The sequence below is a fragment of the Bordetella petrii genome, from assembly GCF_020991325.1.
GTDB lineage: Bacteria > Pseudomonadota > Gammaproteobacteria > Burkholderiales > Burkholderiaceae_B > Bordetella_A > Bordetella_A petrii_E.
The window spans coordinates 1-11,294 of the sequence record NZ_JAJMLX010000149.1 but is presented as its reverse complement, the minus strand read 5'-3'; the positions used below and the strand labels follow the sequence as shown (position 1 = coordinate 11,294).

Annotated in this window: 14 protein-coding genes and 1 pseudogene; 9 read left to right on the top strand and 6 right to left on the bottom strand. The window is 66.4% G+C overall.

Going from position 1 to position 11,294, the window contains the following annotated elements; translation table 11 throughout:
* Positions 1-16: 16 nt before the first annotated feature.
* A complete protein-coding gene (locus LPZ50_RS15280) occupies positions 17-352 on the top strand; it encodes an AzlD domain-containing protein (protein WP_230662323.1) in 336 nt (111 codons plus the stop codon).
* A gap of 57 nt (positions 353-409) precedes the next feature.
* Here the strand turns inward: LPZ50_RS15280 and LPZ50_RS15275 are convergent, their stop codons facing one another.
* Positions 410-1,888: an inorganic phosphate transporter gene (locus tag LPZ50_RS15275; RefSeq protein WP_230662322.1), complete on the bottom strand. Its 1,479-nt coding sequence runs from the start codon at positions 1,886-1,888 to the stop codon at positions 410-412.
* Between the two features lie 144 nt (positions 1,889-2,032).
* On the opposite strand from LPZ50_RS15275, the gene mog reads away from it, so the two are divergent.
* The 3 genes from mog to LPZ50_RS15260 are packed head-to-tail and all read left to right on the top strand — an operon-like array spanning position 2,033 to position 3,925.
* Positions 2,033-2,668: a molybdopterin adenylyltransferase gene (gene mog / locus LPZ50_RS15270; RefSeq protein ID WP_230662321.1), complete on the top strand. Its 636-nt coding sequence runs from the start codon at positions 2,033-2,035 to the stop codon at positions 2,666-2,668.
* 55 nt (positions 2,669-2,723) lie between these two features.
* On the top strand, positions 2,724-3,062 hold the full coding sequence (locus LPZ50_RS15265) for a hypothetical protein (RefSeq protein WP_230662320.1): 339 nt from the start codon (positions 2,724-2,726) through the stop codon (positions 3,060-3,062).
* Positions 3,053-3,925 (top strand): M23 family metallopeptidase, encoded by an 873-nt coding sequence (locus LPZ50_RS15260; RefSeq protein WP_230662319.1) that lies wholly within the window; start codon positions 3,053-3,055, stop codon positions 3,923-3,925. The genes LPZ50_RS15265 and LPZ50_RS15260 overlap by 10 nt, the downstream gene beginning before the upstream one ends.
* Positions 3,926-3,928: 3 nt before the next feature.
* Here LPZ50_RS15260 and LPZ50_RS15255 read toward each other — a convergent pair whose 3' ends face one another.
* Positions 3,929-4,204 carry a hypothetical protein gene (locus LPZ50_RS15255; RefSeq protein WP_230662318.1) on the bottom strand — a complete coding sequence of 92 codons (276 nt, stop codon included), beginning with the start codon at positions 4,202-4,204 and terminating at the stop codon, positions 3,929-3,931.
* 40 nt (positions 4,205-4,244) lie between these two features.
* Positions 4,245-4,508, bottom strand: a complete 264-nt coding sequence (infA, locus tag LPZ50_RS15250) for a translation initiation factor IF-1 (RefSeq protein ID WP_230662317.1) — start codon at positions 4,506-4,508, stop codon at positions 4,245-4,247.
* A gap of 433 nt (positions 4,509-4,941) precedes the next feature.
* Between infA and LPZ50_RS15245 the strand changes: the two are divergent.
* Positions 4,942-5,295 (top strand): annotated as a pseudogene (locus LPZ50_RS15245) (YciI family protein); the annotation flags it as partial.
* Between the two features lie 70 nt (positions 5,296-5,365).
* Here LPZ50_RS15245 and LPZ50_RS15240 read toward each other — a convergent pair.
* Entirely contained in the window at positions 5,366-5,791 is a 426-nt protein-coding gene (locus LPZ50_RS15240; RefSeq protein ID WP_230662316.1) for a sel1 repeat family protein, read from the bottom strand.
* 58 nt (positions 5,792-5,849) lie between these two features.
* Complete coding sequence (locus LPZ50_RS15235; RefSeq protein WP_230662315.1) at positions 5,850-6,596, bottom strand: sulfite exporter TauE/SafE family protein; 747 nt, start codon at positions 6,594-6,596, stop codon at positions 5,850-5,852.
* A 92-nt stretch (positions 6,597-6,688) separates the two neighbouring features.
* Here LPZ50_RS15235 and LPZ50_RS15230 point away from each other — a divergent pair, with 92 nt between their 5' ends.
* Positions 6,689-7,576: a LysR family transcriptional regulator gene (locus LPZ50_RS15230; protein WP_230662314.1), complete on the top strand. Its 888-nt coding sequence runs from the start codon at positions 6,689-6,691 to the stop codon at positions 7,574-7,576.
* A 19-nt stretch (positions 7,577-7,595) separates the two neighbouring features.
* On the opposite strand, the gene LPZ50_RS15225 is transcribed toward LPZ50_RS15230, so the two are convergent.
* Positions 7,596-8,003 (bottom strand): GFA family protein, encoded by a 408-nt coding sequence (locus LPZ50_RS15225; protein ID WP_230662313.1) that lies wholly within the window; start codon positions 8,001-8,003, stop codon positions 7,596-7,598.
* A 187-nt stretch (positions 8,004-8,190) separates the two neighbouring features.
* On the opposite strand from LPZ50_RS15225, the gene phnC reads away from it, so the two are divergent.
* The 3 genes from phnC (at position 8,191) to phnE (ending at position 10,923) form a co-directional block, all read left to right on the top strand.
* Positions 8,191-9,039: a phosphonate ABC transporter ATP-binding protein gene (gene phnC / locus LPZ50_RS15220; protein ID WP_230662312.1), complete on the top strand. Its 849-nt coding sequence runs from the start codon at positions 8,191-8,193 to the stop codon at positions 9,037-9,039.
* A gap of 35 nt (positions 9,040-9,074) precedes the next feature.
* Positions 9,075-10,058 carry a phosphonate ABC transporter substrate-binding protein gene (gene phnD, locus LPZ50_RS15215; protein ID WP_230662311.1) on the top strand — a complete coding sequence of 328 codons (984 nt, stop codon included), beginning with the start codon at positions 9,075-9,077 and terminating at the stop codon, positions 10,056-10,058.
* Positions 10,059-10,128: 70 nt separating this feature from the next.
* Positions 10,129-10,923, top strand: coding sequence for a phosphonate ABC transporter, permease protein PhnE (gene phnE / locus LPZ50_RS15210; RefSeq protein WP_230662310.1), 795 nt, complete (start codon positions 10,129-10,131; stop codon positions 10,921-10,923).
* The last annotated feature ends 371 nt before the right edge of the window (positions 10,924-11,294 follow it).

Here is an 11,294-nt window from a genome sequence, read left to right as displayed (position 1 = left end):
GGCCGCGAGGCGCGCCATGACGGACGGGCTGGGCTTCTGGGGCGCGGTGGCCGCGATGGCCGTGATCACCTACCTGACGCGCGCATTGCCATTCCTGTTGCCGCCCCGCAGCCGCCTGTTGCGGCGCCTGGCCGAAGGGTCGTCGCTGGCGGCGCTGGGGCCGGCCTTGCTGGCCGGTATTGCCGCGGCGGTCATCGTGCCCGATGTGCTTGCCCTGGATAACGCCACGGAGGTCGCGGCCTACGCGGCCGGGCTGGCGGCCACCGCCGTGGCCGTGTGGAAATCCGGCAATGCCGGGGTGGCCGTGATCGTGGGGGTGGCGGCATACGGCCTGGTGGCCGTGCTGATGTAGGCAGGGCGCCCGCACGGCCGGAGCCTGGCGGGGTTGCCCGGCGTCCGGGCGCGTGTGCTATCCGGCGAACTGCACGCCCAGCCAGAACAGGCCCGCCGCAAGCAGCATCGACGCCGGTAGCGTCAGCACCCAGGCAAGCAGAATCGTGCGCACCGTGCCGTGGTGCAGGCCGCTGCGGTTGGCGATCATGGTGCCCGCCACGCCGGACGACAGCACATGCGTGGTGGATACCGGCAGGCTGAATACATTCGCCATGCCGATGGCCGCCACCGCGGTCAGTTGGGCGGCCATGCCCTGGGCGTAGGTCATGCCCGACTTGCCGATTTTCTCGCCCACGGTCAGCACCACGCGGCGCCAGCCCACCATGGTGCCGGTGCCCAGCGCCAGCGCCACCGCCACGATGACCCACAGCGGCGCATACTCCGTGGTGGCGGTCAGGTCGGTACGCAGGCGGTGCAGGTCGGCGCGGTCGTGTTCTTGAAGGCCTTCCAGGCTGGCCACTTTCTTGGCGGTGTCGTCCAGGCACAGCAGGTAGCGGCGGATTTCCACGCGCTTGGCCGGCGACAGTTCCGAATAGTGCGTCACGCCGCGCAGGTTTTCCTGCAGCGCGTCTATCGTGGCCAATGTCAGTTGCGGATGGCAGCGGAATTGTTCGGGCAGGTCGCTGCTGTCGTTGCGGCTTTTCGACAGGGCCAGGTAGTCGTCCAGCGTGGCCTGGTTGCGGTGATAGAAGGCGGACAGGTGGGTGGCCGCGTCGCGCGTGCGGTCGATCTGGTAGGTGGAACTGCCCTCGTTCAGCACGAACTGGGCCGGTACGATGCCGATCAGCACCAGCATGATCAGGCCTATGCCCTTCTGGCCGTCGTTGGATCCGTGCACGAAACTGACACCCATGGCCGACAGCACCAGCACCAGCCGGTTCCAGAAGGGCGGATGTTTTTTCGAATCGATTTCGCGCCGCTGCTCGGGCGTTTTATGCATTTTCGACAACGGCCACCAGCGCTTGAACAGCAGCAGCAGGCAGCCGGCGGCCAGGCAGCCCGCCAGCGGCGACACCACCAGCGACAGGCCGATATCGATGGCCTTGCCCCAGTTCACGCCATCGCGCAGGGGCAGGTCGGTCAGCAGGGCATTGGCCAGGCCCACGCCCAGGATCGATCCGATCAGGGTGTGCGAGCTGGATGCCGGAATGCCGAAGTACCAGGTGCCCAGATTCCAGGCGATGGCCGCGGTCAGCATGGCGAACACCATGGCCAGGCCCTGCCCGGTATCCACATTGATCAGCAGTTCCACCGGCAGCAGGTGGACGATGGCGTACGCCACGCCCACGCCGCCCAGCAGCACGCCCAGGAAATTGAAAATGCCCGACATCACCACCGCCAGGTGCGGCGGCATGGCCTTGGTGTAGATCACCGTGGCCACCGCGTTGGCGGTGTCATGGAAACCGTTGATGAATTCGAAGGCCAGTACGAATGCCAGGGCCAGGACCAGGCTGAGGCCTATCCAGAAGTCGAGGCCGGAGAAAAGATGGAGCATGGGAAGGGGAAGGTGCGGCGAGCGGTGGGCAACAGGCTGAATTATTACAGATTTGTGACTCGCCGCCGGCCCCCCGGACGCGGCCCATCATGACATTCCATAATGCGATAGCATCGGTTTTTTCAGCCCGCGCCCGGAAAAACCATGTCTGCTGCCGCCACGCCCATTGCCCGCCGCCATCCCGACGACCTGCTCGTGGGGCTGGTTTCCATCTCTGATCGCGCCTCGTCGGGGGTGTACCAGGACCAGGGCCTGCCGGCCCTGCGCGACTGGTTGGGTGAGGCGTTGTCGTCGTCGTGGCAGGCCGTGGAACGATTGGTGCCGGACGAGGCGCCGGCCATTTCCGCGGCCCTGGTCGAACTGGTGGATACCCATGGCTGCGACCTGGTGCTGACCACCGGCGGCACCGGCCCGGCGCGCCGCGACGTGACACCGGAAGCCACGCTGGCCGTGGCCACCAAGGAAATGCCGGGCTTCGGCGAACAGATGCGCCAGGTCAGCCTGAAGTTCGTGCCCACCGCCATCCTGTCGCGCCAGGTGGCCGTCATACGCGAAAGCGCCGGCCATGCCGCCCTGATCATCAATCTGCCGGGCCAGCCCAAGGCTATCCGCGAAACCCTGGAAGGGCTGCGCGACGAGACCGGCGCCGTGCAGGTGCAGGGCGTGTTCGCGGCGGTACCGTATTGCATCGACCTGATCGGCGGCCCGTATGCCGAAACTCACGAGTCCGTGGTGAAGGTGTTCCGGCCCAAGTCGGCGCTGCGCAAGCCCGCGGCCTGATGATGCCGTGCGTTATAGTGGCCGGGCTTTCCGTCATTTCCAGGAAAATCCACACATGAATTTGCGAGTCATAGCATCGCTGGCATTGGCCGGCGTGATGGCCGGTTGCGCCAATGTCAAAGATATCCGCGAACGCGAGCCGGTGTTTTTCGGTTCCACCGCCCGCACCGCCGACCAATACACCACCTGCGTGGATTCGGCCTGGAAGGGCATAGGCACGACCGCGCAGCGCCAGTCCATCCACAATGGCTACGAACTGGTGGTGCAGGGCACGATGGGCGTCGAGGCCGTGCTGACGGCCGAAACCTGGAAAGGCAAGACCGACGTGAAGCTGTCCACCCGCATCCCGCGCTACAGCACGGCGCTGACCGAGGCCGCGAATCTGTGCCTGTAAGCCGCCATTCCGCGTGCGCGCGCCTGGCGCGCTGGCTGGGCCGCCTGGCCTTGCTGGCGGCGGCATGCGGCGCGGCGGCCGCTCACGCGCAAGGCTATATCAGCCGCAAGCTGGATACGCCGGTGCCTGGTGGCGTCGCGGTGGTGGCGCTGGGCGCGTCCAACCAGGCGCCGCAGGCCAGTTTCGGCGGCCGGCGCGTCATGGTGATACGCGACAGCGACGGGCAATGGATAGCCGTGGTGGGCATTCCCCTGAAAACCGGGCTGGGCGACCAGACCCTGCAAGTCCAGGGGCGCGCGCCGCTGACATTCCAGGTGGGCAGTAAAGAGTACGCCGCGCAGCACATCAAGCTGAAGAACCGCCGCCAGGTCACGCCCGACCCGGCCGACCTCAAGCGCATCGAGCGCGAACTGGACGAGCAACTGCACGCCTACCGCACGTTTCGCGAGGGCGTCATTCCCAGCAACGTGATGCTGGACCGCCCGGTCGACGGCCGCCTGTCCAGCCCCTTCGGCCTGCGCCGGTTCTTCAACGGACAGGAACGCAATCCCCATTCCGGCCTGGATTTCGCCGTGCCCACCGGCACGCCGATCAAGGCGCCCGCGGCCGGCCGCGTGGTGCTGGTGGGCGATTATTTCTTCAATGGCAAGACGGTGTTCGTCGACCACGGCCAGGGCTTCATCAGCATGTTCTGCCACTTGTCGGCCATCGACGTGAAAGTGGGCGATGAACTGGCGCGCGGCGGCGTGGTGGGCAAGGTGGGCAGTACCGGCCGGGCCACCGGGCCGCACCTGCACTGGAATATCAGCCTGAACGACGCGAGGGTGGACCCCGCCATTTTCATCGGGGCGTTCAAGCCCTGAGTGTCAGCCGGCCGCGGCCGGCGCCGTCAGGCGCTGGTACAGGCGTTCGGCGAATTGCAGTTCATGTTGCGCCGCCTGCTGCAGGCGGCGTTGTTCGTCCAGGCAATTGTCATACTTGATGCGGGCCTGGGCGTAGCTCAGGCCGGTGGCGCGCAGGCTGTGGATGAACGCCGCGCGCGATTGCCGCAACTGGCGCAGGCCCTGTTCGCCTTGCTCGACCAGAAGCCGGGCGTGCGCCACGCGCTGGGCGGCGGCCGGCGGCGATTCGGTCGTATCCATCACACGCGGCAAATGCGGCGCGCCAGCGGCCCTGCCGTGCTTAGCGGCGGCGCTGCGGCGGGCGCGACATGGTGGGCGCGCGCTCGTCTTTGTGGCGGAAGTTGATACGGCCCTTGGTCAGGTCGTAGGGCGACATTTCCAGCGTGACGCGGTCGCCCGCCAGGATGCGGATGCGGTGCTTGCGGATGCGGCCCGAGGCATAGGCGCCCACTTCGATGCCGTTGTCCAGGGTAACGCGGTAGCGGCTGTCGGGAAGCACTTCGTCGACGATGCCGTCCAGTTCGATCAGTTCTTCTTTTGCCATGTATAGACTCTCCTTGGTCGATGCGCACGCGTGCCGTGTCAGGGCGCACGCGCCGCCCTTAAGGCGGCATGCGCGGGACCCAAGCGGGCTTGGGCCAGCGGTGGAACGTAAACGTCCCTGCTGGTTATGGGTACCGGCCGGTGCGGGTTTGGCGGGTACTCAGGCCACTGCTGGGGCGAAATGCGCGCTGGGCGCGGCTTGGTCGCGATGCTGCGACTGATGCAACACCGGAAGAAGCGGGGTAGAGCGTACCGTTCTGATAGAGACATACTTATGAACGGAACAACTAGACATAATACGCCAATTATGCCGTTTTGACCAGGGTTTTCCCTGGGTAAATCGTTTTTGCCGCGATTTTGTCGATTTCGCGGGTGCTGGGCCGTCGTATACACAAGAGGGCCAACCGGCCTTCGCCACCCAAGGAGATGACATCATGCGAGTCATGGTTATTGTGAAAGCCACGGAAGACAGCGAAGCGGGCCACATGCCCTCGGCCGAATTACTGGACGCCATGGGGAAATACAACGAAACCCTGATCAAGGCCGGGGTGATGCAGGCCGGCGACGGCTTGCGTCCTTCCTCGCAGGGCAAGCGCGTGGCTTTCGATGGCGACAAGCGCCACGTCACCGACGGGCCGTTCGCCGAGACGCGCGAGCTGGTGGCCGGGTTCTGGGTGTGGCAGGTCAAGGACATGGACGATGCCGTGCAATGGGTGAAGAAGTGCCCCAACCCCATGCCCGGGCCCAGCGAGATCGAGATCCGGCCCTTGTACGAGGCGTCGGATTTCGCCTGACGGTGGGCCGGCCCTGACCCCAACCGGCACGTTTCGTCATGCCGACGCATCTCTGGGCAGCGCGCTAGCCGCAGTTTTCCCGTCCGCGCGGCAGGTCGCGCAGGCCATTCAGTACCTCCCGCTGGTGCCGTGCCATGGCGCTGCCCTGTGCCAGGGCCCGGTCCACCCATTGCGCCGCCTCGCAAGGGTCGGCGGAAATGGCGCCGCCGTGCAGCGCCGGGCCCGCCAGCAGTACGCTGCCCAGCATTTCCTGGGCAGCCATGTCACCGGCCTGGCCGGCCTGGCGCAGTAATGACAGCATGGCCGGATAATCCCGCGTGGTCCTGGCTTCCAGCGCCAGCTGATACGCCTGGCCGGGCGTAACCGGGACCGGGCTGGCGGGTTGCGCGGCCGCGATGGCGGGCAGGCAGGCCAGGGCCGCGGCCAGCCGCAATGGCAGGCCGCGGGCGCGCAGGCGCAACATAAAGGCGATGCGGGAACGGGAAATCATCGAAGTCTCCTGAATGTGTTGCCGCCTGCCTGTGCGGGCTGGCCCGCGCCGCGGCATGTCAGAAAAAGGGCCGGGACGACAATTCCAGCCCCAGCAGAACCAGGAACAGCAGAAAGCATTGACGAAAGCGCCGGGCGCTGATGCGCGCGCGTATCTTCTGCCCCAGCCACATGCCGGCCAGGGCCGGCACGATGGCCAGGGCCGACCAGCCCAGTTGGTCCGGCCGGAATGCGCCGTGCGCCAGCAAGCCGGCGGCCAGCGCCACGGTGGACACCGTGAACGACAGGCCCAGGGCCTGCACCAGTTCGTCTTTATCCAGCCGCAGCGACTGCAGGTAGGGCACGGCCGGCATGACGAACACACCCGTGGCGCCGGTGATGGCGCCGGTGACGACGCCCACCGCCGGCGACAGCCAGGGTTCCAGGCGCGGCGGCACCGACAGCGCCGGCGCGCACAGCGCATACACCGCGTACACCACCAGCGCCACGCCCAGCGCCAGCCCCGACCACAGCGGGTCGACGCGCACCAGCAGGGCCGCGCCGCAGAGGGTGCCCGCCACGATGCCCAGCATCATCGGCCACAGCCGCCGCCGCAGGCGTCCGGCGGCCGGCCCGGCCAGCAATTGCCAGAGGTTGGTGATGAAAGAAGGGATCACCAGCAGGGCGGCGGCAGCCGCGGGCGGCATCGCTGTGCCCAGCAGCCCCATGGCCACCGTGGGCAGCCCCATGCCGGTTACGCCCTTGACCAGTCCGGCGGCGATAAAGGTGGGAATCAGCAGCGCGAGGAAGAACCAGGTATCAGTCATGCCCGTATTGGAGCCTGGGGCATCCCTTGGCACAATGCGGAATATGCGTTCAATCCTTCGGTTCAGCCGAAGGCAACCATACGGGTGACCTGATGCGGCTCGACCTTGCCGACCTACGCTTGTTCTTGTGCGTCGTGGACGCTGGCAGCATTACCCGCGGCGCCCGGCATGCCAATCTGGCGCTGGCTTCGGCCAGCGAGCGCTTGCGCAGCATCGAGGCCGATGCCGGCGTGTCGCTGCTGCAGCGCCGCCCGCGCGGCGTGGTCACCACCGAGGCCGGCGAGGCGCTGGCCCACCATGCGCGCCTGATACTGCGGCAACAGGCCGTTCTGAAGGGCGAGCTGCAGGATTTCGCGGCCGGTGCGCGCGGCACCTTGCATTTTTATGCCAATACGGCGGCCCTGACTTCATTCCTGCCTGGCAAGCTGGCCCCGTGGCTGGCCCAGCGGCCGCGGCTGAGCGTAGACCTGAAAGAGCGCACCAGTACCGAGATCGTGCGCACCATCCTGGCCGGGCTGGCCCAGGCCGGGGTGGTTTCGGACGCGGTGGATGCGCGGGGCCTGCAATTGCAGCCGGTGGCGCAGGACCACCTGGTCTTGATCGCGCCGGCCGGCCACCCGTTGGCACGGCACAAGACCATCCGGTTTGCCGATGTACTGGACCAGCCCTTCGCGGGGCTGGCCCCCGGCAGCGCGCTGCAGGATCACATCGCCGACCATGCGCTCGCGGCCGGCCGCAAGCTGGCGCTGCGCGTGCGCATGAACACCTTCGAAGGGCTGTGTGAAATGGTGGCGCATGGCGTGGGACTGGGCATCGTGCCGCGAGGCGTGGCCGCCCGCCACCGGCGGCGGCATGGCTTACAGGTGCTGGCCCTGGCCGACGGTTGGGCACGCCGGCGGCTGTGCCTGTGCTTTGGCGACTGGGAATCCCTGGCGGCCCCCATGCAAAGCCTGCTGGCCCACCTGGGGGGGCGGCCCTGACTACCCGTCCAGGCAGCCTTCAGGCGTGTTCCGGCCCCGCATGCGGGTACTGGGGCAGGTCGTCGGTAATGTCGAACCACGGCGCCTTGTTGGCCACGTGCACGTGGCAGCCGGGCTTGATGCCGGGGTTGTCGTCCAGCGCGCCCAGCGGCAGGCCGTAGGTTTCGGGGGCGTGGTCGAAGCGCGACAGCAGCGGCGTGCCGCAGGCGCTGCAAAAACCCCGGTAATTGCCTGGCGATGAACTGTACCAAGTGACATGGCCTTCGCCGCGCGTCCAGGCGAAGTCTTTGGCCTGGACGGTGGCGCGGGTGCGGAACGCCGCGCCGTGGGCCTTGCGGCACATGATGCAATGGCAATTCAGCACCTGGGTCAGCGGGCCCGAAATCTCGTAGGCCACGCGGCTGCAAAGGCAAGAACCTCTCAGCATGTCTTGCTCCGGGGTCGGCGAAAACCCCAATATATACCGGGGCCTGCCAATGCCCCCGATGTATGACGATTTGATGACGGGAATTCTGTCCCTTTCATCCGTTTGCCGCTTGGCGATCGGGGCGCGTCATCACCCTGTCACCCCATGTCCACAGAATGCCGACCATGGTTCGACAAGGGGATCCCAAATGACCTATGCGATCGAGGTGCGCGGCCTCAGCAAGTCTTTCCGCGCCGGCTCGAAGGCGCTCGACGACGTCAGCCTGGCGGTTGCGCCCGGTGAAATGGTGGCGTTGCTGGGCGCGTCGGGCTCGGGCAAGTCGACGCTGCTGCGCCACCTGGCTGGCTTTGTCGCCGCCGACGCCGGCACGGGCCACGTGGCGGTCAATGGTGAAACCATCCAGCAGAACGGCCGCATCAGTTCGCGAGTGCGCGGCACCCGCGCCGGCATCGGCTTCGTGTTCCAGCAGTTCAATCTGGTGGGCCGCCTGCCGGTCATTACCAATGTGCTGACGGGCATGCTGCCGCGCGTGCCGCTGTGGCGCAGCCTGTTGCGCTATTTCCGCCGCTCGGAAATGCAGATCGGCCTGGAAGCTTTGGCCCAGGTTGGTATAGACGACTATGCATTTCAGCGGGCCTCGACCCTGTCTGGCGGGCAACAGCAGCGCGCGGCCATCGCCCGCACCCTGGTGCAGAACGCCAAGGTCATCCTGGCCGATGAGCCCATCGCCTCGCTGGACCCGGAGTCGTCCCGCCGCGTGATGGACACCCTGGCTCATATCAACCGCAGCCGCAAAGTGGCCGTGGTGGTGTCGCTGCACCAGGTGGACGTGGCCCTGCGCTATTGCCCGCGCGTGGTGGCATTGCGCCACGGCCGCGTGGTGTACGACGGCCCGGCCGCCGCCCTGACCGAAGCCATGCTGCGCGGCCTGTACGGCGCCGATATCGCCGAATTGCTGCCGCAGGATGGTGAACACACCGAGGCTGGACAACAGTTTCCCAACATCGCGCCGCAGCCCCTGGCGGCCGCGGCCTGAAACCCTACCCTCATTCCTTCCTGGAGTGTTTTCTCATGTTACGCAGAACGTTTGTCGCCCTGGTTGCCGCCACGGCCGTTTCCTCTGTCGCTTTCGCGGAAGAGGCCAAGCCGCTGAACTTCGGCATCATTTCCACCGAGTCGTCCACCAATCTGAAGCAGGCCTGGCAACCGCTCATTGACGACCTGAGCAAGGCAGTGGGCGTGCCTGTGAAGCCGTTCTTCGCTTCCGACTATGCCGGCATCATCGAAGGTATGCGCTTCAACAAGGTGCAACTGGGCTGGTTCGGCAACAAGTCGGCCATGGAGGCCGTGGACCGCGCCAAGGGCGAAGTGTTCGCCTCGGTGATCGACAAGGACGGCAACCCCGGCTACTGGTCGGTGCTGCTGGTCAACAAAGACAGCAATCTGAAGACGCTGGACGACGTACTGAAGAACGGCAAGGACCTGAGCTACGGCGCTGGCGACCCCAACTCGACCTCGGGCACGCTGGTGCCGGGCTACTTCCTGTGGGGCGCCAACCGCATCGAGCCCAAGACCTTCTTCAAGACGGTGCGCGCGTCCAACCACGAAAGCAACCTGCTGTCGGTCATCAACAAGCAAGTGGACGTGGCCATCAACAACACGGAAATGCTGGAACGCTACCGCGTGAACACCGGCAAGGACGCCACCGAATCGGTGCGCATCCTGTGGAAGTCGCCGCTGATCCCGGCCGACCCGATGGTGGTGCGCAGCGACGTGCCGGCTGAAACCAAGAAGCGCATCCAGGAATTCTTCGTCAATTACGGCAAGGGCCCGAACGCCGAGCACGAACTGAAAGTACTGGCCGGCCTGACCTACAAGGGTTTCCGTCAGTCCAGCAACGCGCAGTTGATCCCCATCCGCCAGATGGAACTGGCCAAGACCAAGATCAACGTGGAAAGCAACACGACGCTGAGCGAAGCCGACAAGAAGGCCAAGCTGGCCGATCTGGACCGCCAGCTGGCCGATCTGGACAAGCTGGCCTCCAAGCCGCAGTAAGCCGCCGCGCCGGCCTTCGCATTGAAGGCCGGCGCGCTTTTGATTGCACTATGCACGGGTTTTTCCACTCATGAGCGCTGTTCTTCCGCCTGCCCGCAACCCCGCCGCGGCACGTTCTTCTTTGCCCACCCTGCTGGTCTGGGGAGTCGTGCTGGCGTTGCTGATGCTGTCATGGCGCGGCGCCGACATGCGCCCCATGGACCTGGTGACGGAGTCCGGCAATATGGCGGCTTACGCCGCCGACTTTTTCCCGCCGAACTTCCGCGATTGGCGCATGTACCTGGACGAAATGCTGGTGACGGTGCAGATCGCCATCTGGGGCACGTTCCTGGCCATTGTCGTGGCGGTGCCGGCGGGCCTGCTGTGCTCGGCCAATATCGTGCCGGCCTGGGTGTACCAGCCCATGCGCCGCCTGATGGATGCCTGCCGCGCCATCAATGAAATGGTGTTCGCCATGCTGTTCATCGTGGCGGTGGGCCTGGGCCCGTTCGCGGGCGTACTGGCCTTGTGGGTACACACCACCGGCGTGCTGGCCAAGCTGTTCGCCGAAGCCGTGGAAGCCATCGACCCGCGGCCGGTGGAAGGCGTGCGCGCTACCGGCGCCAACGCCGTGGAAGAAGTGGTGTACGGCGTGATTCCGCAGGTGCTGCCGCTGTGGATCTCGTTTTCGCTGTACCGCTTCGAATCGAACGTGCGCTCGGCCTCGGTGGTGGGCATTGTCGGGGCGGGCGGCATAGGCACGGTGCTGTGGGAGATCATCCGCAGCTTCCAGTACGCGGAGACTTGCGCGGTAATGATCATCATCGTCGGGTTCGTGGTGGTGATCGACCTGTTGTCGGCGCGGATCCGGAAGGCGTTGATCTAGGGGCGGGTAGCGCGCCCGAGGCGCAGGTTTTCAGGTGTCTGGCTCCCCGCGAGGGGTGCCAGACACCGTCCAACTGAGGCCGTCGTGGCACGCAACGGTGTCCGGCACCTTTGGAGCCGGACACCCGGCAGTACCCCGCAAGGCGCTCTCTTTCACCCTTAAGGTAGTGCCATGGGTGTCTGGCACCCCTGGCGGGGAGCCAGACACTCGTCGGCATCTGCGCAGAACCTGCTTGAGCTTACGCGGCCAGGCGGCCGCGTACCAGATTCAGCAGGCGGGCCGCGGCGGATTCGGGCAGGTCGTTGTTGGGCAGGCGCGTGACGCTGCGGCCGGCGGGGGCCTGGATGGGCAAGGCGGCCTGGCGCAGGCGC

What these genes read in the sequence shown, in the direction of transcription:
- LPZ50_RS15240 (WP_230662316.1), bottom strand. Translation starts at nt 5,791, where the DNA reads ATGATTTCCCGTTCCCGCATCGCCTTTATGTTGCGCCTGCGCGCCCGC.
- LPZ50_RS15280 (WP_230662323.1), top strand. Translation starts at nt 17, where the DNA reads ATGACGGACGGGCTGGGCTTCTGGGGCGCGGTGGCCGCGATGGCCGTG.
- LPZ50_RS15275 (WP_230662322.1), bottom strand. Translation starts at nt 1,888, where the DNA reads ATGCTCCATCTTTTCTCCGGCCTCGACTTCTGGATAGGCCTCAGCCTG.
- LPZ50_RS15235 (WP_230662315.1), bottom strand. Translation starts at nt 6,596, where the DNA reads ATGACTGATACCTGGTTCTTCCTCGCGCTGCTGATTCCCACCTTTATC.
- phnD (WP_230662311.1), top strand. Translation starts at nt 9,075, where the DNA reads ATGTTACGCAGAACGTTTGTCGCCCTGGTTGCCGCCACGGCCGTTTCC.
- phnC (WP_230662312.1), top strand. Translation starts at nt 8,191, where the DNA reads ATGACCTATGCGATCGAGGTGCGCGGCCTCAGCAAGTCTTTCCGCGCC.
- phnE (WP_230662310.1), top strand. Translation starts at nt 10,129, where the DNA reads ATGAGCGCTGTTCTTCCGCCTGCCCGCAACCCCGCCGCGGCACGTTCT.
- LPZ50_RS15255 (WP_230662318.1), bottom strand. Translation starts at nt 4,204, where the DNA reads ATGGATACGACCGAATCGCCGCCGGCCGCCGCCCAGCGCGTGGCGCAC.
- LPZ50_RS15265 (WP_230662320.1), top strand. Translation starts at nt 2,724, where the DNA reads ATGAATTTGCGAGTCATAGCATCGCTGGCATTGGCCGGCGTGATGGCC.
- mog (WP_230662321.1), top strand. Translation starts at nt 2,033, where the DNA reads ATGTCTGCTGCCGCCACGCCCATTGCCCGCCGCCATCCCGACGACCTG.
- LPZ50_RS15230 (WP_230662314.1), top strand. Translation starts at nt 6,689, where the DNA reads ATGCGGCTCGACCTTGCCGACCTACGCTTGTTCTTGTGCGTCGTGGAC.
- infA (WP_230662317.1), bottom strand. Translation starts at nt 4,508, where the DNA reads ATGGCAAAAGAAGAACTGATCGAACTGGACGGCATCGTCGACGAAGTG.
- LPZ50_RS15225 (WP_230662313.1), bottom strand. Translation starts at nt 8,003, where the DNA reads ATGCTGAGAGGTTCTTGCCTTTGCAGCCGCGTGGCCTACGAGATTTCG.